The 17547-nt window shown below is 70.2% G+C and carries 16 protein-coding genes; 5 read left to right on the top strand and 11 right to left on the bottom strand.

Going from position 1 to position 17547, the window contains the following annotated elements:
• Positions 1 to 152: 152 nt before the first annotated feature.
• The 5 genes from ABZ911_RS32755 to ABZ911_RS32735 are packed head-to-tail and all read right to left on the bottom strand — an operon-like array spanning position 153 to position 5600.
• A complete protein-coding gene (locus ABZ911_RS32755; RefSeq protein WP_358064759.1) occupies positions 153 to 935 on the bottom strand; it encodes an ABC transporter permease in 783 nt (260 codons plus the stop codon).
• Positions 932 to 1783 (bottom strand): ABC transporter permease, encoded by an 852-nt coding sequence (locus ABZ911_RS32750; RefSeq protein ID WP_358064756.1) that lies wholly within the window; start codon positions 1781 to 1783, stop codon positions 932 to 934. Before ABZ911_RS32750 ends, ABZ911_RS32755 begins: the two co-directional genes overlap by 4 nt.
• Positions 1784 to 1787: 4 nt before the next feature.
• Positions 1788 to 2972: a spermidine/putrescine ABC transporter substrate-binding protein gene (locus ABZ911_RS32745; RefSeq protein WP_358064753.1), complete on the bottom strand. Its 1185-nt coding sequence runs from the start codon at positions 2970 to 2972 to the stop codon at positions 1788 to 1790.
• A gap of 45 nt (positions 2973 to 3017) precedes the next feature.
• The gene (locus ABZ911_RS32740; RefSeq protein WP_358064750.1) at positions 3018 to 4115 is read right to left on the bottom strand and encodes an ABC transporter ATP-binding protein; all 1098 of its coding nucleotides are present in this window, start codon (positions 4113 to 4115) and stop codon (positions 3018 to 3020) included.
• A gap of 51 nt (positions 4116 to 4166) precedes the next feature.
• Positions 4167 to 5600: a gamma-aminobutyraldehyde dehydrogenase gene (locus tag ABZ911_RS32735; protein WP_358064747.1), complete on the bottom strand. Its 1434-nt coding sequence runs from the start codon at positions 5598 to 5600 to the stop codon at positions 4167 to 4169.
• Positions 5601 to 5780: 180 nt separating this feature from the next.
• On the opposite strand from ABZ911_RS32735, the gene ABZ911_RS32730 reads away from it, so the two are divergent.
• Together ABZ911_RS32730 and ABZ911_RS32725 are read left to right on the top strand one after the other, a co-directional pair.
• Positions 5781 to 6275: an Lrp/AsnC family transcriptional regulator gene (locus ABZ911_RS32730; RefSeq protein WP_358064744.1), complete on the top strand. Its 495-nt coding sequence runs from the start codon at positions 5781 to 5783 to the stop codon at positions 6273 to 6275.
• A 59-nt stretch (positions 6276 to 6334) separates the two neighbouring features.
• The gene (locus tag ABZ911_RS32725) at positions 6335 to 7366 is read left to right on the top strand and encodes an AI-2E family transporter (RefSeq protein WP_358064741.1); all 1032 of its coding nucleotides are present in this window, start codon (positions 6335 to 6337) and stop codon (positions 7364 to 7366) included.
• Here the strand turns inward: ABZ911_RS32725 and ABZ911_RS32720 are convergent.
• From ABZ911_RS32720 to ABZ911_RS32710, 3 genes are read right to left on the bottom strand one after another with little or no spacing between them, the layout of a single operon-like run.
• Entirely contained in the window at positions 7363 to 10035 is a 2673-nt protein-coding gene (locus ABZ911_RS32720; protein WP_358064738.1) for an alpha-mannosidase, read from the bottom strand. The genes ABZ911_RS32725 and ABZ911_RS32720 overlap by 4 nt on opposite strands.
• Before the next feature lie 28 nt (positions 10036 to 10063).
• Positions 10064 to 11257, bottom strand: a complete 1194-nt coding sequence (locus ABZ911_RS32715) for a CehA/McbA family metallohydrolase (RefSeq protein ID WP_358064735.1) — start codon at positions 11255 to 11257, stop codon at positions 10064 to 10066.
• Positions 11254 to 12324: an ABC transporter ATP-binding protein gene (locus ABZ911_RS32710; protein ID WP_358064732.1), complete on the bottom strand. Its 1071-nt coding sequence runs from the start codon at positions 12322 to 12324 to the stop codon at positions 11254 to 11256. The genes ABZ911_RS32715 and ABZ911_RS32710 overlap by 4 nt, the downstream gene beginning before the upstream one ends.
• 338 nt (positions 12325 to 12662) lie before the next feature.
• Here ABZ911_RS32710 and ABZ911_RS32705 point away from each other — a divergent pair, with 338 nt between their 5' ends.
• Together ABZ911_RS32705 and ABZ911_RS32700 are read left to right on the top strand one after the other, a co-directional pair.
• Positions 12663 to 13430, top strand: coding sequence for an ATP-binding cassette domain-containing protein (locus ABZ911_RS32705; protein ID WP_358064729.1), 768 nt, complete (start codon positions 12663 to 12665; stop codon positions 13428 to 13430).
• Positions 13427 to 14098, top strand: a complete 672-nt coding sequence (locus ABZ911_RS32700) for a hypothetical protein (protein WP_358064726.1) — start codon at positions 13427 to 13429, stop codon at positions 14096 to 14098. The genes ABZ911_RS32705 and ABZ911_RS32700 overlap by 4 nt, the downstream gene beginning before the upstream one ends.
• Before the next feature lie 3 nt (positions 14099 to 14101).
• On the opposite strand, the gene ABZ911_RS32695 is transcribed toward ABZ911_RS32700, so the two are convergent.
• Together ABZ911_RS32695 and rlmN are read right to left on the bottom strand one after the other, a co-directional pair.
• Positions 14102 to 14359: a hypothetical protein gene (locus tag ABZ911_RS32695; RefSeq protein ID WP_358064723.1), complete on the bottom strand. Its 258-nt coding sequence runs from the start codon at positions 14357 to 14359 to the stop codon at positions 14102 to 14104.
• A 124-nt stretch (positions 14360 to 14483) separates the two neighbouring features.
• Positions 14484 to 15593 (bottom strand): 23S rRNA (adenine(2503)-C(2))-methyltransferase RlmN, encoded by a 1110-nt coding sequence (rlmN, locus tag ABZ911_RS32690; protein ID WP_358064720.1) that lies wholly within the window; start codon positions 15591 to 15593, stop codon positions 14484 to 14486.
• A gap of 94 nt (positions 15594 to 15687) precedes the next feature.
• Between rlmN and ABZ911_RS32685 the strand changes: the two genes are divergently transcribed.
• Positions 15688 to 16686, top strand: coding sequence for a suppressor of fused domain protein (locus ABZ911_RS32685; RefSeq protein ID WP_358064717.1), 999 nt, complete (start codon positions 15688 to 15690; stop codon positions 16684 to 16686).
• 12 nt (positions 16687 to 16698) lie between these two features.
• Here ABZ911_RS32685 and ABZ911_RS32680 read toward each other — a convergent pair whose 3' ends face one another.
• A complete protein-coding gene (locus tag ABZ911_RS32680) occupies positions 16699 to 17538 on the bottom strand; it encodes a phosphatidate cytidylyltransferase (RefSeq protein ID WP_358064714.1) in 840 nt (279 codons plus the stop codon).
• Positions 17539 to 17547 lie beyond the last annotated feature (9 nt).

Genomic DNA, 17547 nt, shown 5'->3' with positions numbered 1-17547 from the left:
CCCACTTCCCTACATGAAGTTAGTTCTTATCTAGAAAAATCGCGTGATCTGCTGATCGCGCACGGGTTCCCCCCGCCAAAATCCGATCTCGCCTCCCTGTTCCTTGTCGGTAGATACCAAAATCCCCCGCAGGCACGGGGGATTTTGGAGTTTCAAGCGCGGCGTCGCGCGGTCACCGAATTGACGACGGCGATCGCGACTCCCACCGCGAAGATGAGCGTTCCCAGGATATTCACCTGGGGCGGGACCCCGATGCGGGTGGCCCCCCAGATCCACAGCGGGAAGGTCTGGGTCGGCCCGCTGGTGAACTGGGTGATGACGAAGTCGTCGATGGACAGCGCGAACGCCAGCAGCGCGCCCGCGACCACGCCGGGCAGGATCATCGGGAAGGTGATCCGCCAGAACGTGGTCCAGGTCGACGCGCCCAGGTCGCGGGCCGCCTCCTCGATCGACGGGTCGAGGCCGACCACCCGGGCCCGCACGGTGATCGCCACGAACGACAGCGAGAACAGCACGTGCGCGATCACCGCGGTCCAGAAGCCCATGTCCACGCCGAGGCTGATGAACAGCGACAGCAGCGAGGCGCCCATGACCAGCTCGGGCGAGGAGATCGCGGCGAACATCACCAGGTTCGTGGCGCCCTGGCCGCGGAAGCGGTAGCGGCCGAGGGCCAGGCCCAGCAGCGTGCCGAGCACGGTGGTGACCGCGACCGAGAGCAGCGCCAGGTAGATGGAGTTCAGCACCGCGGTGGTCAGGTCGGGGTACTCGTCCAGCCGGGTCCACCACTTGAGCGTGAACCCCTGCCAGGACACGTTCGACTTGCTCGCGGTGTCGTTGAAGCCGAAGGCGATCATCACCAGGATCGGCGCGAACAGCCAGCCGAGGATCAACCAGACGTAGACCTTGAGCAGGCGGTCGGCGAGTCTGCGTCTCATCGGGCCGCCGCCTCCAGCACGTTCTCGGTGCCCAGCGCCTTGGCGTAGGCGAAGATGCCGATCAGCATCGCGGCCATCAGCGTGAACGACAGCGCCGCCGCGACCGGGTAGTCGCTGTTGACCAGGTACTCCGTCTGGATGATGTTGCCGATCATCGTGTTCTCCGGCCCGCCGAGGATGGCGGCGTTGACGTAGTCGGCGGTCATCGGCACGAAGGTCATCAGCACCCCCGCGAACACCCCCGGCAGCGACAGCGGCAGCACGATCTTGGTGAACGCCCGCGTCCGGGTGGCGTACAGGTCCTGGGCCGCCTCCACCACGCGCGGGTCCACCCGCTCAAGCGCCACGTAGATCGGCAGGATCATGAACGGCAGGTAGTTGTAGACCAGCCCGCCGATCACCGCCGCCGTGGTCTGCAGCACGTGGAAGTCCTCGGGCAGCAGCCCCGCCGACTTCAGCGGCGCCAGCACGATGCCCTCGTCGGCCAGCAGGAACTTCCACGACACCGTGCGCAGCACGAACGAGACGAAGAACGGCAGCAGCACCAGCAGCAGGTAGGTGGACTTGCGCGCACCGCCCTTGAACGCGATCCAGTACGCCATGGGGTAGGCCAGGGCGATCGCGATGGCCGTCCCGAGCAGGCCGTACCCCGCCGAGCGCAGGAACTGCGTCTGGTACTGCACCAGCGTCTCGGAGTAGTTGGCGAAGTTGAAGGTCTGCGCGAACCCGTTGACCAGGTCGCCCTCCTGGGTGGAGACCGAGGCCATGAAGACCATCGGCACCACCAGAAAGATCGCCAGCCAGAGCCCGCCCGGCAGGATCAGCAGGTAGGGGGTGAGGCGCTTCATGCGCTCAGCCCTGGCTGATCGGCTGGAAGATGCCTTCGAAGACCTTCTCCTCGGCGGTCGTCAGCATCTTGTACGACCGCATCTTGGCCATGTCCTCGGCCGAGGGGTAGATCAGGGGGCTGGTGGCGATCTGCTCCAGGAGCTTCTTGTCCTCGCCCTTCTCCTCGGCCGCGTGCGTGCGGACGAGTTCCTGGGTGGCGGGGACCGGGGTGATGAAGTTGATGTACTCCACCAGCATCTGGGCGATCTTCGGCTGGTAGACGTAGTCCATCAGCGCCAGCGCGTCGACCGGGTTCTGCGCGGTCTTCGGGATACACATGTTGTCGGTCCAGATCGTCGCGCCCTCCTGCGGCACCACGAACTTCAGGTCCTTACCCTCGGCGATCTGCTGGAAGACGTCGCCCGACCAGGCCATCGTGATCCAGATGTCGCCGCGCACCAGCGCGTCGATGTAGTCGTTCTCGTAGTACTTGCGCACCAGCCCCGCGTCGCGCTGCTCCTGCAGCTTCGCCGCCGCCTTCTTCCACTCCGCCTCACCCGACTTGTCGGGGTCGATGCCGAGGGCGAACATGCCGAAGTTGGCCAGTTCCTGGGAGTCGAGCATCATGCCGACCTTGCCCTTGTACTTCGGGTTCCAGAGGTCGGCCATGCTGGTGACCTCGTTGACGTACTTGGGGTTGTAGGCGATGCCGGTGACGCCGACCGTCCACGGGACGGTGAAGGTGTTGTTCGGGTCCCAGGTGGGGTTCTTGACGCCCGGGCTCGCGTTGGCGGCGAAGGTCGGCAGCTTGGAGTGGTCGAGCGCGACCAGGTAGCCCAGGTCGATGGCCCGGCCGAGCTGGATGCCGTTGGTCATCACCATCAGGTCGCAGCCGATGTCGGTGCCGGCGGCGAGCTGCGGCTGGATCTTGCCGAACCAGGTGCCGTTGTCCTGGATCGACTCCGCGTAGGTGACCTTGATGCCCTTGTCCTGCTCGAACAGCTTCAGCGAGGGGTAGTCCTTGCCCTCTTTGTCGATGTAGAGCGGCCAGTTGGCGAAGCGCAGGGTGCCGTTCTGCTTCTTGTTCGCCCAGTAGTCGGCGACGGCGTCCTTCTTGGGGGCCTCCACCTTCTTGCCCTGCACGCCGCAGGCGCTCAGGGCGAGAGCGGCGGCGGCCAGCTTGAAGGCGTCACGGCGGCTGGTGGTCATACCACGGAGGAAGGCGGGGCTCGTGCGGTGGTCCATGGGGGCTTATCAACGTCCAATCGCGTATGAGTGCTGCGGCTGCCATGACAGCCAGACGGAGTCTCCGCGCTCCGCGGTGGTGCTCGCGTCCACGGCGTTCTGCTGGAAGACGGTCACTTCGGCCCCGTCCGCCAGGCGCACCGCGTAGCTGTTGTAGGTACCCAGGTACACCACCTCGGAGACGGTGCCGGGTACGGCACTCACGTCCCCCGTCGACTCCTCGGTGGAAATCGTGATCTTCTCCGGCCGGACGGTGACGGTGATCTCACCGTCGTCGTGCCCCGGCACCAGCACCCGTCCCCCGCCGACCTCCAGCACGCCCCCCGTCAGCGTGCCGGCCAGCAGGTTGGAGGTGCCGATGAAGCCGGCGACGAACGCGCTGGCCGGAGCCTCGTAGATCTCACGGGGTCCGGCGAGCTGCTCGACCAGGCCGTCGTTCATCACCGCGATGCGGTCGCTCATGGTGAGCGCCTCGCTCTGGTCGTGCGTCACGTACACGAACGTGATGCCGACCTCGCGCTGGATCCGCTTGAGCTCGATCTGCATGGCCTGGCGCAGCTTCAGGTCGAGCGCGCCGAGCGGCTCGTCCAGCAGCAGCGCCCTGGGGTTGTTCACCAGAGCGCGAGCCAGCGCCACGCGCTGCTGCTGGCCGCCGGACATCTCGCGCGGCCGACGCTTCTCCCGGCCGGTCAGGTCGACGATCTCCAACATCTCGCCGACCCGCCGCCGGACCTCCGCGTCGGGCGTCTTGCGCTGCCGGAGACCGAAGGCCACGTTGTCCCACACGTTCATGTGCGGGAACAGCGCGTAGGACTGGAAGACCATGTTCACGTCCCGCTTGTTCGGCGGGACGTTGGTGACGTCGTTGCCGTACAGCCGGACCAGGCCGCGTGAAGGCTCCTCGAACCCGGCGATCATGCGCATGGTCGTGGTCTTGCCGCAGCCGGAGGGGCCCAGGAGGGAGAAGAACTCCCCCTCCGCGATGGAGAGGGAGACGCCCTTCACCGCCTGGACCACCTCGCCGTGCGAGAGGTATTCCTTCACGACGTCATCTAGCTGGATCGCGGCCACCGTGGCGACCTCGGTGCTCTCCTGCAGAGCGGTCATGCGACCACATCCCTACGAGCGGTCATGAAGGACGTCCCTCTGTGTTCTGGGCTATTCGCCGATGAAGTGCATGACGTGCTTCACCCGGGTGTAGTCGTGCAGGCCGAAGACCGACAGGTCCTTGCCGTAACCCGAGTGCTTGAACCCGCCGTGCGGCATCTCCGAGACGAACGGGATGTGGGTGTTGACCCACACCACGCCGAAGTCGAGCCGGTTGGACATGCGCATGGCGCGGCCGTGGTCGGAGGTCCACACCGAGCTGGACAGGCCGTAGCGCACGTCGTTGGCCTTGGCCAGGGCGTCGGCCTCGTCGCTGAAGGTCTGGACGGTGATGACCGGGCCGAAGATCTCGTCCTGCACCATCTCGTCGTCCTGCTTGAGGCCGTCGACGATGGTGGGAGCGAAGAAGTACCCCTTGTCCCCGACGCGGTGGCCGCCGGTGAGCACCTTGGCGTGCGCGGGCACGCGGTCGATGAAGCCCTGGACGCGGGTGAGCTGGTTCTCGTTGTTGAGCGGGCCGTACAGGGCGTCCTCGTTGGACAGGTCGCCGGTCACGGTGCCCGCGGCGGCCTCGGTCAGCGCGGCCACGAACTCGTCGTGCACGCTCTCGTGGACCAGTACGCGGCAGGCCGCGGTGCAGTCCTGGCCCGCGTTGTACAGGCCGGCGGAGGCGATGCCCTCCGCGGCGGCCTTGAGGTCCTTGACGTCGTCGAAGACCACGACGGGCGCCTTGCCGCCGAGCTCCAGGTGGACGCGCTTGACGTCGTCGGCGGCGCTCTTGGCGACGGCCATGCCGGCGCCGACCGAGCCGGTGATCGCGACCATCGACGCCGTCGGGTGGCCGACGACCAGCGCGCCGGTCTCGCGGTCGCCGGTGACGACGTTGAAGACGCCGGGCGGCAGCACCGAGCCGACGATCTCAGCCAGCTTCAGCGTGGAGGCCGGGGTGGTGTCGGACGGCTTCAGCACGATCGTGTTGCCGGCCGCCAGCGCCGGGGCGATCTTCCAGACCGCCATCATCATCGGGTAGTTCCAGGGCGTGACCTGGCCGATGACGCCGACCGGCTCGTGCCGGATGACGCTGGTGTGGTCGGCGAGGAACTCACCGGCCGTGGGGCCCTCCAGCGTACGGGCGGCGCCGGCGAAGAAGCGGAAGTGGTCCGCGGCGACCGGGGTCTCGTCCTCGGCCATGCGGGCCCGCGGCTTGCCGGTGTTGAGGCACTCCGCCTCGTTGATCTCGTCGGCCCGCGCCTCGATCGCGTCAGCGACCTTCAGCAGCAGTCCGGCGCGTTCGCCCGGGGTGATCCGTCCCCATGTGGTGAACGCGGTGGCCGCGGCGGCGTAGGCAGCGTCGACATCCTCTGAACCGGAGATCGGGGCCTGAATATAGGCTTCCCCGGTGCAGGGGTCGATGATGTCGGAGAATCGGCCGCTCGTGGCGTCCACGAACTCACCGTTGATGAAGTTCTGCAGACGGGTGGTCAACGTTGACCTCCTGATGAGGTGGCTGAGTTGTCGCGACTCTGACAGAGCAGGTGCATCACGACAAGGGATTTCGTGGTGAAGATACCAAATTGCTACGAATTCGCTTGACAGGGCCCACTGAGCTGACAACATGTCGCACCAGGACCGCATCAGCCGTGTGCGGCTAGGAGGACAGTCCCGATGACGACCCCGCCCAAGGTCCGCCGCGCTTCAGAGGCCCGGCCCGCCCCGGTGGTGCTCGACGACATCTCCAAGCTGATCATCGAGCAGCTCCAGGGAGATGGGCGCATGCCGTACGCGTCGATCGGCAAGGCCGTCGGCCTGTCCGAGGCGGCCGTCCGTCAGCGGGTGCAGCGCTTGCAGGACGCGGGGGTGATGCAGATCGTCGCGGTCACCGACCCGCTCACGCTCGGCTTCCCGCGCCAGGCGATGATCGGGATCAACTGCGAAGGCGACCTGGACACGATCGCCGACGAGCTGGCGGCGATCGAGGAGATCGACTACGTGGTGCTGACCGCGGGCTCCTTCGATGTGATCGTCGAGGTGGTCTGCGAGGGCGACCGGCACCTGCTGGAGATCCTGGGCAAGATCCGCGCCATACCGGCCGTCCGCGCCACCGAGTCGTTCGTGTACCTCAAGCTGAAGAAGCAGACCTACTCCTGGGGCACCCGCTAAGGAGCCCCCTCGCAGGTCAGAGGGGTTACCGCCGATCGGCGGCGGGGAAGATCACCGGCATGAAGAGCCTGAGCGGTGAGGCGGCCTGGCGGGCGCTCGGGGTGATCGCGCTGGCCGCGGTGGCCCTCTACGTCCTCAACCTCATCGGCACGGTGGTCATCTCGATCGTGCTCGGCGTGTTCATCACCACGCTGCTGCTGCCGCCCGCCCACTGGCTGCGCGGGCGCGGCATGGGCCGCGGCCTGTCCACCACGATCGTCTGCCTGGGCGGCCTGCTGCTGTTCAGCGTGTTCGTCGCGCTGCTGGTACCGCCCACCGTGAACGGCTTCGCCCAGTTGAGCGCCAGCGTCGGCAGCGCGGTCGAGGAGTTGCACACGCTCGCCGCCCGGCTCGGCCTGGACGACGCAAAGCTGCGCGAACTGCTCGCCCAGGCCCAGACGTACGTGGCCAAGCAGGGTCAGCAGATCGCCACCGGCGCGCTGGCCGGGGCCAAGACGGTCGGCGAGATCGTGATCGGCGCCATCCTGGCGGTCATCCTGTCGCTGTACTTCGTGCACGGCGGCGACCGGCTCTTCGGCTGGCTGCTCGACCTGATCCCCGTCCAGGCCCGGCCGCACCTGCGCGACTCCGGCGGCGTGGTCTACGACGTGGTCGGCCGCTACATCCGCGGCGTGGCGGTCGTCGGCCTGTTCGACGGGTTCTGCATCGGGATCGCGCTGTGGATCCTCGGGGTGCCGATCGCGCTGCCGCTGGCCGTGCTCACCTTCGTGGGCGCGTTCCTGCCGGTGGTGGGCGCGTTCCTGGCCGGGCTGCTGGCCGCGGTGGTCGCGTTCGTGGCCAAGGGCTGGCTGGTCGCGCTGGTCGTCGTCGCGGTGACCGTGCTGATCCAGCAGGTCGAGGGCCACGTGCTGGCCCCCCAGGTGTACGGCAGGGCACTGGACCTGCCCGGCGCGGTGATCCTGGTGGCGATCACGGTGGGCAGTGTGATCGCCGGGATCACCGGCGCCTTCCTGGCCGCCCCCGTGGCCTCGGTGGTCGTGGCCCTGCTCAGAAACCGGCAGAGCCCGGCCACCGCGGTTTCGGGCGACTAGCGCAGCTGGATCGTGGCGATCTCCCAGGCCCGCAGCGGCAGCCGCAGCGACCCGTCCGCGACCGGCAGCTCGTCTCCCGGGCGCCCGCGCAGGTCGGCGGTCCTGGCGGCGGTGAAGTCGCCCGCGACCACCGCGTCCGTCCCGGTGTCCGACAGGGCCACCACGCGCAGCTCCTTCCAGCCGTCGCGGAGCCTGAGCGAGGTCATCACCACCCCGTCGCCGCTCACCGACAGCCCGGAGGCGGCGGCGGGCAGGCCCAGTGCCCTCTCGCCGGTGCCGGGCACGGCCAGCAGGTCGTGCCTGAACACCTCGGCCGCCGCGGGCACCCCGGCCCAGGAGTCGCCGCACGGCATGAGCGCCAGGCGTACCGACCGCGTCCCGCGCGACTGGGCGGCGGGGGTGGGAAGCTGCGGCCCGGCGGGCTCGGGGCGCAGGGCGTTGCGGTTGCGCGACAGGTAGCCGACCGACCGCAGCAGGGTCAGCGCCAGCTCGCTCCCCTCCTCGACCAGCTCGTACTCGGTGACGTGCTCCAGCAGCGCGGCCACTCCCCCGGCCGCCACCCAGGAGGAGGCGGGGAAGGTCGGCAGCGGCGTCTCACCGCATCCCGCCTCCGAGGTCAGCCCCCGCTCCACGACCGCGAACTGCCCCTCCGCGAACGACGAGGCCGCCGCCGACGGCAGCGGCACGTGCAGCCGCACCCGGTGATCGTCGCACCGGTTGTCGAACTCGACGTGCAGCCGCACGAACGGCTCCCCCGCCCGCAACTCGACCCGGGTGTCAACGACGATCTCCTCGGTACGGCCGGCGTCATCGGCGAAACTGACCACCTCGTCCCGCTCCGCCCTGGCCGCCGCCCACCGATAGATGCGGCGCACGTCGAACGCGGCCACCAGCGGCCCCGACCAGACCGTCTCCACCTCCACCGACTCCGGCCGCGACACCAGCACGTCCCCCGCGGGCGGAGCGTGGTTGTAGGTGTCTCCCACGTCCCCGCCGTCGACGATCCGCCCGGCCCCGCTGATCGTGGTCCCATCGGCCCCGGTCAGCGTGAACGTGCCGTCGTCGTCGAGCTCGACCCGCACCAGCCCGTTGTTGATCGTCTGCCCCTCCAGGCGAACCGGCCCGATCCCGGCCATCGAGGACGGGAGCGAGGCGGAGGCACTGGGCCGCACGCTGGTGTGACCCAGCGGCGGCGTCTCGACCAGGGCGGCGACCGTGCGGCGGGTCTCGGCCAGGATGCGGACGCGGGTCACGCCCGCCAGGTGGTCGCGCAGCTCGGCCACGTCGAACGCGGCGGAGGACTCGCGCGCCACGCTGAAGGTCAGCACCGGCCCGTCCACCGACCAGCCGGTGATGTGCCGGCCGTACAGCTCGGTGCCGTGGATGAAGGTCAGCGCGACGGCCGGGTCCATCTCCTCGTCGAGCAGCAGCGTCGGCGCGTACTCCAGGGGCTGCAGCGGCACCCGTGAGCCCGTCCCGTCCACCAGCGGGTCCAGGCCCGCCACGTCCAGGAACACCACGCCCCGGCGCGTCGCGGGGGTGGGGTTGACGACGAGCACGCCGCCCGCGGGGACGGCCGCGGCCAGCCGGGCGGTGACCATGTCGCGGACGGCCTGCCCCAGGTGCTCGGCCTCGGCGATGCGGGCGGCGACCTGCTGGGCGGTCTCGTCGACGCCGCAGCCGGTGATGGAGTCGTGGCCGCCGGCGTCGATGAGCCGCCCCCAGGCCATGTCGAGGAACCGGCCCGGCCACTCCCGGCCCCACAGCGCGGCCAGCGGCTCGGCGTAGCGTTCGACCATCCGCTCGGCGCGGCCCATGAGCTGCTTGAGGTGGGCGCGCACGGAGATCACGCCGGGCAGGATGTTGGCGCGCGCGTGCGAGCGCAGTTCGCCCTCGACGCGCGGCAGCCCCGCGGTCTCCGGGGAGAACCTCCCGATGTAGCCGGACAGGGTGTCCATCCTGGCGTCGACCGAGGCGACCATGCCGGGCAGGCCCTGCACCGGGGCGGAGTGGTCGGTGCCGTACATCGCCAGCAGCGGGCCGTCGGGGCCGTGCCAGGCGCGCATGGTCTCGACGAACCGGGCGGCCCTCGGCGCCACCTCGCCGGGCAGCTCGAACAGGTGGGCGCCATTGCCGTACCCGCCGGCGGGCAGGTACTGGGCGCGCACCGCGGTGCCGTCCGGCGCGACCCAGGCGAACGCGTCGGTGACCACCGAGGAGGGCACGCCCCGGTAGACGCAGGCGTGTTCCAGCCCGGCCAGCTTGAGGATCTGCGGCATCTGCGCGGCGTGCCCGAACATGTCCGGCAGGTAGCCGACCGGCATGGCGGCGCCGAGCTTCTCCGAGCGGTCCATGCCGAGCGCGAGGTTGCGCACGATGTTCTCGCCGGAGCAGAGGAACTCGTCCAGCAGGATCTGCCACGGGCCGATCGCCAGCCGCCCGGAGCGGACCAGGGCGGCGATCCGGTCGCGGTGCTCCGGCCGCACCTCCAGGTAGTCGTCGACGCAGGCGAGCTGCCCGTCGAGGGTGAAGTGGTAGCCGGGCTCACGCTCCATCGTGTCCAGCACCTCGTCGAGCAGCGCGACCAGCCGCAGCCTGAACCGCTGGAACGGCTCGTACCACTCTCGGTCCCAGTGCGTGTGCGGGACGACGACGATCTCTGCGCTCATGCCTCGTTTCCGTTCTGTGCCGGGGGTGTCACGCGCACAGCGCGATCACCTCGTTATCCCACGTCTCCAGCCGGTACGGCCCGGCGTTCGCCGGAACGATCACCCGATCGCCACGCATCACCTGCCGTTCGCCGCCGGGCCGTACCAGGACCAGCCCGTCGGCGTCCACGGCGAGCAGTTCGTCGCCCAGCCTGAGCAGCAGCGCCCCGTCCCGCCCCGCGGACACGGCGGTACGGCCGGCCCGCACCCCCTCGACGACCGTCTCGGGCCCCTCGGCCAGCACCCACGTCGTCGGCGAGCCGGGCAGGGCGTCGGCGCCGGGCCGGTGGAAGTCGCTGCCGCCGATCGCGACGACGTCGTCGCGCCAGGACTGCGCCCAGGCGATCGGCGCGCCCCAGCGGCGGTCCCACCAGGAGGAGTGCCACACCTCGACGACGCGCGGGCGCTCGCGCGACGGCTGCAGCCAGGCGCAGTCGGCGGCCAGCGGATGGTTGATCGAGATGAGCCCGCCCTCCCGGTCGGCGTGCGCCATCCACTCGTCGGCGGGCCGCCGGAAGTCGACCCAGCCCACCTCGCCGAACACGTTGGCGTGCCCCCGATCGGTGGTGACCTCCTGGCCGGGCAGCAGCGCGATGCCCCGCTCCCTGCCGATCGCGTCCAGGAAGGGGTGGTGGCTGACGGTGTTGTGGTCGGTGACGGCCAGGAAGTCGAGCCCCCGGCCCTTGGCCAGCTCGGCCAGTTCGGCGATGGTGTGCGAGCCGTCGCTGTGCACGGTGTGCGCGTGGAAGTCGCCGGCCAGCCAGCGCAGGCCGTCCACGCCGGGCAGGTCGCGGCGCGGCGGGCGCTCCCCGCTGGGCGGCTCGGCCGTCTCCAGGCGCTCGGGGACGGACCGCTCCGCGACGATCTCCAGGGTGTAGTCGAGGCCCTGCGGCGGCACCCGGTGCAGCCGCAGCCAGACCTGCCACGTTCCGGGCTCGGGCTCGCCCGGCAGGTAGCCGGGGGTCGCCCAGGCGGCGCTCACCGTGTACTCGTCGCGGGCCCCGCCCGACCAGCCGCGGAACCCGTCCGGGGAGGCGCAGCCCAGATCGAGCACGCCCTGCGAACGGTCGTAGCGCAGCCGCACGGTGACCGCCGCCGTGCCCGCGGGCACCTCGAACGGCACCTCGCGCAGCATCAGCTCCAGGCGGTCGTCCAGCGTCCAGCGGCCGTGGATCACGGTCATCCGCGCACCAGGTCGCCGTCGCGGTACACCAGTGCTCGGTCGCCCCTCGGCAGCGCGTAGCCCTGGGCGCCCGGCTCGGGCTCGCCGCCCTCGGCGACGATCGCCTGCACGGTGGCGTCGCCGGACTCCAGCGTCACCAGGTGGCTGGCGCCCAGGTTCTCCACGATGGCCACCGTCCCGCCGAAGGCCCCGTCCACGGGCTCGGCGGAGTAGGTCAGGTATTCGGGGCGCACGCCGTACACGATCTTCTCTCCGTCGACGAGACGGCCGCCGGCCGCCTGCGGGATGGCGACCTTGCGGCCCGCCACCTCCAGCGTGTCGCCTCGGACGACGCCGTCGAGCAGGTTCATCGGAGTCGACCCGATGAATCCGGCGACGAAGGTGTTGACGGGACGCTGGAACACCTCGGCGGGCGTGCCGATCTGGCGGATGACGCCGTTCTCCATGACCGCCATCCGGTCGGCCATCGCCAGCGCCTCGGCCTGGTCGTGGGTGACGAAGACGGTGGTGACGCCGAGTTCGCGCTGCAGCTTCTTCAGGAACGTGCGGGCCTCCAGGCGGAGCCTGGCGTCGAGGTTGGACAGCGGCTCGTCGAACAGGAACGCCTGCGCCTGGGTGGCCATCACCCTGGCCAGCGCGACGCGCTGCTGCTGGCCGCCGGAGAGCTGGCCGGGCCTGCGGTCCATCAGCCGCTCCAGGCCGAGCCTGGCCGCGACCTCGGCGGCCTTGCGCTGCCGCTCCTGTTTGGGCACCTTCTTGATGCGCAGCGGATAGGCGATGTTGTCGGTGACGTCCATGTGCGGGAACAGCGCGTAGTCCTGGAAGACCATCGCGATGTCGCGGGCGCCCGGCTGCACGTCGGTCACCTCGCGCTCGCCGATGACGACCGCGCCGCCGGTGGCCGTCTCCAGGCCCGCGATGGTACGCAGCAGCGTGGTCTTGCCGCATCCCGAGGGGCCGAGCAGGGCGAAGAACTCCCCGTCGGGCACCACCAGGTCGAGCGCGTCGAGCGCCTTCACGCCCCCGGGGTAGACCTTGGTGAGTCCTCGCAGTTCGATTGCGGCCATCAGCGCTTGATCCCTCCGTGGAAGCGGAAGCCGTACTTCTTGCTGACGAACAGCGGGCTGCTTCTCGACGTCGCTGAGGAGCAGGTAGGGCATCAGGAAGTTACCCCACACGTTGGCGATCGACCAGACCGAGCCCGGAGCGGACCAGCGGCACCACCACATGGCGGACGATCTGCAGCGGCGAGCCCACCGTGCGAGCGCAACCGAGTGAGATTCGGCCACACTTTATTGGCGACATAGCGGACATCCGAATGTCATGACAATACGTCCAGACAGAGCCGTAGCGACGCGATCAAGCACGCCCGCCCCCCACCTCGCGCGACTAGACTCCGGTGTCTATGCGGCTTTCGCAGCTCTTCTTCCGGTACGGCAGGCGAGCCCCCTGGGTGCTCACCGACGTATGCCTGACCCTGGCGTCGGGAGACGTCGTCGAGGTGTCCGGGGCCAACGGGGCGGGCAAGTCCACGCTGCTCAGGCTGCTGGCCGGGCTCACCCCGCCGACCAGGGGCGCCATCGAGGGCCGCCCCGCCGTGGTGGGCTTCGCGCCCGACCACTTCCCCGTCGGGCAGCCGTTCACCGTCGCCGACTACCTGCGGCACATGGCCCGGATCCGGGGCGGCGCCCGCTACGAACCGTGGGCCGAACGGCTCGGCCTGAGCCCCATGCTCGGCCACCGCCTGCGCGACCTGTCCAAGGGCAGCGCCCACAAGGTCGGGCTGGTCCAGGCGCTGATGGCCGCGCCCGGCCTGCTGATCCTGGACGAACCGTTCGCCGGGCTGGACGCCGTCACCCGCGACACCCTCCCGGAGATCGTCACCGAGATCGCGGCCCGCGGCGGCATCGTCATCGCCAGCGACCACCAGAACGGCCTGAGCGCCCTGCCGTCCGTCCGCCACTGGTCAGTGGCCGACGGCCACCTCACCGAGAGAGCCACACCGACACCTTCGCCGACTGTCCCCGCCCCGCTCTCGTCTCCGGCAGCCGCTTCGCAGGCCGCGCCGTCGACGGCCGTGGTCGAGGTCACCCTGCCCGCCGACGAGGCCCCCGCTCTCATCGCCCGCCTGCGTGATCAGGGCTACGACGTCAGGGAGAGGACACTCGCATGATCGCCCTGGTGCACTACCGGATCGCCGCCTACGTCCGCTCCCACCGCGTGATCCAGGCCTTCCTGCCCATCCTCCTGCTCCTCTCGTTCGTCTTCGCGAGCAGGGCGCCCCGGGGTCAGGAGTTGGCGGCGCTGACCGACTCGGCCGTCCTCGTCATCCCGCTGCTCGCCTGGGCGGCGCGCGGCCTGCTGGACACCGAGCCCGACACCCAGCGCACGGTGTCGGCGACGACCGTGGGCGGGCCCGGCAGAGAGGTGACGGCGGGCCTCCTCGCCGCGCTGACGGTGACCGGCGCCTTCGCCGCCCTGGCCCTGGCCTTCGGCCTGCTCCTGGGCCTGAGCGCCACCCCGACCCCCACGACCCTCACCGCGGCCGCCGCCCTGCACGGCCTGGCCGCCCTGACCGGCACCACGATCGGCGCCCTGACCAGCCGCCCGATCCTGCCGTCCCCCGCCGTCTCGATCATCACACTGCTGGCCGCCTTCGTCGCCATGCTCCTGCTCAGCGCCTCACCCTTGTCATGGCTCACGGTCCCCGTAACCGCCTGGATGAAGGCGGCGGGCAACGACACCCTCACCACCGACCTGGCCGCCCTGACCATCCCGTCAGTCCTCTGGCCCCTCCTGGGCCTGGCCGCCTACACCCGGCTCCGCCGCACCCGCCCCTGACCCTCAGACCCGCAGAGGCCCGGTGTCGAGGACCAACCCCCACGGCTCGGGCAGCATCAACGGCTCACCAAGACAGACCTCCGCGAAACGCGCGTAGCCGTTGACACCTGGTTCGCTGAAACTAGGCGTCGCCCTCACCACGATCCGGCCGTCGACGATCTCAACCTTGCGTTGCGGCCAGCGCTCCGCGAGTTCGAGATAGTGCCGTTCGAGGTCGGCGTGAAGGTCTTTGTCTATGGCGCGCTCAAGGCCTTCGGCCATGAGTTCCCCTCCATCGGGAACAACGCAACGTATCCGCCTGGCGATCCAAAGTAATCGCCGCCGCTCGGTGCTGTCAGGCGTTCTGTCGACTCGCGTGGCGCGAGCCGTACCCGATGGAGAGGGGCTACTCCGCGGCGGCCAGTTGGCCGCAGGCGCCGTCGATTTCGCGGCCGCGGGTGTCGCGGACGGTGACCGGGACGCCGTGGAACTGGAGGCGGCGGACGAAGGCGCGCTCGTCCTCCGGGCGGGAGGCCGTCCACTTGGAGCCGGGCGTCGGGTTCAGCGGGATCAGGTTGACGTGCACGAGCTTGTTCCTGACCAGCTTGCCCAGCAGGTCGGCGCGCCACTCCTGGTCATTGATGTCCTTGATCAGGGCGTACTCGATGGAGACGCGGCGCTTGGTGGTGGCCGCGTACGACCAGGCGGCGTCGAGCACCTCGGCCACCTTCCACCGGGTGTTGATCGGCACCAGCGTGTCGCGCAGTTCGTCGTCGGGCGCGTGCAGCGAGAGCGCCAGCGTGACCGGCAGCCCCTCGGCGGCGAGCTTGCCGATGGCCGGCACCAGGCCGACCGTGGAGACGGTGACCCCGCGCGCGGAGATGCCCAGGCCGTCGGGCGCGGGCTCGACCATGCGGCGGACCGCGCCGATCACGGCCTTGTAGTTGGCCATCGGCTCGCCCATGCCCATGAACACCACGTTGCTGATCCGCCCGGGGCCGCCGGGGACCTCGTTGTTCGCCAGCGCCCGCGCGCCGGAGACGACCTGCTCGACGATCTCGGCCGTCGACATGTTGCGGGTCAGCCCGGCTTGGCCGGTGGCGCAGAACGGGCAGTTCATCCCGCAGCCCGCCTGCGAGGAGACGCAGATGGTGGCCCGGTCCGGGTAGCGCATCAGCACCGACTCGACCAGCGCTCCGTCGAACAGCCGCCACAGCGTCTTGCGGGTGGTGCCGCCGTCGCTGGTCATCTCCCTGACCGGGGTGAGCAGCGGGGGCAGCAGCACGCCGAGCCGTTCGCGGGCGCCCGCCGACAGGTCGGTCATGGCGGCGACGTCGCCGGTCAGCCGCTCGAAGTAGTGGCGGGAGAGCTGGTCGGCGCGGAACGCCTTCTCGCCGAGCTCGGTCACCGCCGCCCTGCGCTCGGCCATGGACAGGTCCGCCAGATGGCGAGCGGGCTTCGCCCGGCGCGGCGCGGCGAATTGCAGCAACGGGCGCTCGGTCTTCTCGGCGGTCATCCACTCTCTCCTACAGGGCCGGACAAATGCGTCACAGAACGCAATCGTCCGAGACTCCTGGACTGGGTCGGGCCTTGATCTAAAGTCCAGATGTATGGCGATAAACCGGTCGGCTGGTGACGGGCAGACCGAGGTCGTCCTCACCGACGCCAACCCGTACGGCAGCCGCACGCTGGTGGTCGAACGCGATGAGGCGTCCTCGGTAGCCTACCTGTGCTCGCCGGGGGGCGAGGTGCACGGAGCGGTCTGGCTGGCCAACCACACCGCCGCCCCCGAGGTCGTCGACCTCGCCCGGCTGAACGCGAGCCTGCCGCCGCTCATGCCCCGGCCCAACACCCGCCACCCCGCGGGGCGGCACGCGCTCGGCCAGCTCACCACCCTCTGGTTCGAGGAGGGCGACGGCGTCGCCCTGTACGAGAACGGTGATCTTCTCGCGGTCATTCCTGGCTGGGCGGACATGAGCAGGGGCATGCCGGGCTACGCCCGCGACGCCGTCGGCGAGACGCCGTTCGCCTGGGCCCTGTCGGAGGCGCTCGAAGGGCTGCAGCCGCGCCTCGGGAGCGCCCGCGCCTACTGGGAGTGGCGCGGCGGCGAGGGGTCGTGGGCGTCGTTCCAGCAGTTCGTCATGGGCCACCTGGACCGGGCCGTCGGGCCGAGCGGGCGGTACTGGGACGCGAGCGGAGACCGGCTGCCGACGGTCGGGATCACCGAACGCCCGCCGTACCGCTCGCGGACCTACACCGTGCTGTCGACGGTCGGGATGAGCTGCCAGCGCATGCCCACCGTGGAGCAGTGGATCGACCGGCCGGGGGCGTACGCGCGGATCGAGCTGGCGATCGCCACCCGCGCCGATCCCCGGGACGCGGCGCTGCTGCTGGTGTGGCTGGCGCAGTACCCGTGGCACTCGGTGACGTGGCTCGGCAACGGGCACACGGCCACCTGGTATCACGAGCCTTCGACGTTCCCGCTCGGGGCGGAGTACGCGGGCGTGGCCATACGCGCCGACCCGCTCGGCATGCCGGACATCTCCGGGTTCGGGTTCGGCGGGGAGGCGGTGCGGTGGCTGTGGCTCGAACCGTGGCGCGGCGACTGACCGCGGGCCGGGCTAGAAGAACAGGGACAGCAGCAGCCACACCGGGATCAGCGTCGCCACCAGCGAGTCCAGCCGGTCCATCATGCCGCCGTGGCCGGGCAGCAGGCGGCCCATGTCCTTGATCCCGAGATCCCGCTTGATCATCGACTCGACGAGGTCGCCCAGCGTGGCGAGCAGCGCCACCAGCGCGCCGATCACCGCGCCCTGCCAGATCTCGCCGTCCATCAACCATGTCACCAGCCAGGCGCCGACCAGGACGCAGGCGAGCACCGACCCGGCGAAACCCTCCCAGGTCTTCTTCGGGCTGATGATCGACATCTTGTGCCTGCCGAACAGCACTCCGGCGATGTACCCGCCGATGTCGCTGGCCACGGTGACCGCGATGAAGATGACCACCCTCAGGTTGCCGTCCTCGGGGGCCAGCAGCAGCGCCGCGAACCCGGCCAGCAGCGGCGGGTAGACCAGCGTGAACACCGAGGCCGTGGCGTCACGGACGTAGCCGTCCTGCCCGCCGTCGAACATGCGCCACAGCAGCAGGCCGAAGGCCGTCACCGCGAAGGACCCGAGCAGCCAGGATGGCCCGCCCCAGTAGGCGCCGCACAGCATCGCGGTCATCCCGGCCAGGACCGGCACCACCCGCACCTTGATCCCGCGGGTGGCGAGGGCCTGGATCAGCTCGACGACGCCGACGCCCACCGCGAGGATGACCACCGCCAGGAAGATCTCCTTGCGGGTGAAGAGCGAGCCGATGACGAGCGCGCCCAGTCCCACACCCACCGCGATCGCGGCGGGCAGGTTCCTGCCGGTACGGCTGCCGCCGCTCGAGCTGCTGCCAGCCGTACTTTCTTCCACAGACACTCC

Origin of the sequence: Nonomuraea sp. NPDC046570 (genome assembly GCF_040645915.1) — a bacterium.
In the GTDB taxonomy this organism is placed as follows: domain Bacteria; phylum Actinomycetota; class Actinomycetes; order Streptosporangiales; family Streptosporangiaceae; genus Nonomuraea.
Note: the sequence above shows the minus strand (reverse complement) of the source record. Positions and strands in the feature narration are given on the sequence as shown.

Coding starts and splice junctions, on each gene's coding strand:
- ABZ911_RS32755 (WP_358064759.1), bottom strand. CDS start 935: ATGAGACGCAGACTCGCCGACCGCCTGCTCAAGGTCTACGTCTGGTTG.
- ABZ911_RS32750 (WP_358064756.1), bottom strand. CDS start 1,783: ATGAAGCGCCTCACCCCCTACCTGCTGATCCTGCCGGGCGGGCTCTGG.
- ABZ911_RS32745 (WP_358064753.1), bottom strand. CDS start 2,972: ATGACCACCAGCCGCCGTGACGCCTTCAAGCTGGCCGCCGCCGCTCTC.
- ABZ911_RS32740 (WP_358064750.1), bottom strand. CDS start 4,115: ATGACCGCTCTGCAGGAGAGCACCGAGGTCGCCACGGTGGCCGCGATC.
- ABZ911_RS32730 (WP_358064744.1), top strand. CDS start 5,781: ATGACGACCCCGCCCAAGGTCCGCCGCGCTTCAGAGGCCCGGCCCGCC.
- ABZ911_RS32725 (WP_358064741.1), top strand. CDS start 6,335: ATGAAGAGCCTGAGCGGTGAGGCGGCCTGGCGGGCGCTCGGGGTGATC.
- ABZ911_RS32720 (WP_358064738.1), bottom strand. CDS start 10,035: ATGAGCGCAGAGATCGTCGTCGTCCCGCACACGCACTGGGACCGAGAG.
- ABZ911_RS32715 (WP_358064735.1), bottom strand. CDS start 11,257: ATGACCGTGATCCACGGCCGCTGGACGCTGGACGACCGCCTGGAGCTG.
- ABZ911_RS32710 (WP_358064732.1), bottom strand. CDS start 12,324: ATGGCCGCAATCGAACTGCGAGGACTCACCAAGGTCTACCCCGGGGGC.
- ABZ911_RS32705 (WP_358064729.1), top strand. CDS start 12,663: ATGCGGCTTTCGCAGCTCTTCTTCCGGTACGGCAGGCGAGCCCCCTGG.
- ABZ911_RS32700 (WP_358064726.1), top strand. CDS start 13,427: ATGATCGCCCTGGTGCACTACCGGATCGCCGCCTACGTCCGCTCCCAC.
- ABZ911_RS32695 (WP_358064723.1), bottom strand. CDS start 14,359: ATGGCCGAAGGCCTTGAGCGCGCCATAGACAAAGACCTTCACGCCGAC.
- rlmN (WP_358064720.1), bottom strand. CDS start 15,593: ATGACCGCCGAGAAGACCGAGCGCCCGTTGCTGCAATTCGCCGCGCCG.
- ABZ911_RS32685 (WP_358064717.1), top strand. CDS start 15,688: ATGGCGATAAACCGGTCGGCTGGTGACGGGCAGACCGAGGTCGTCCTC.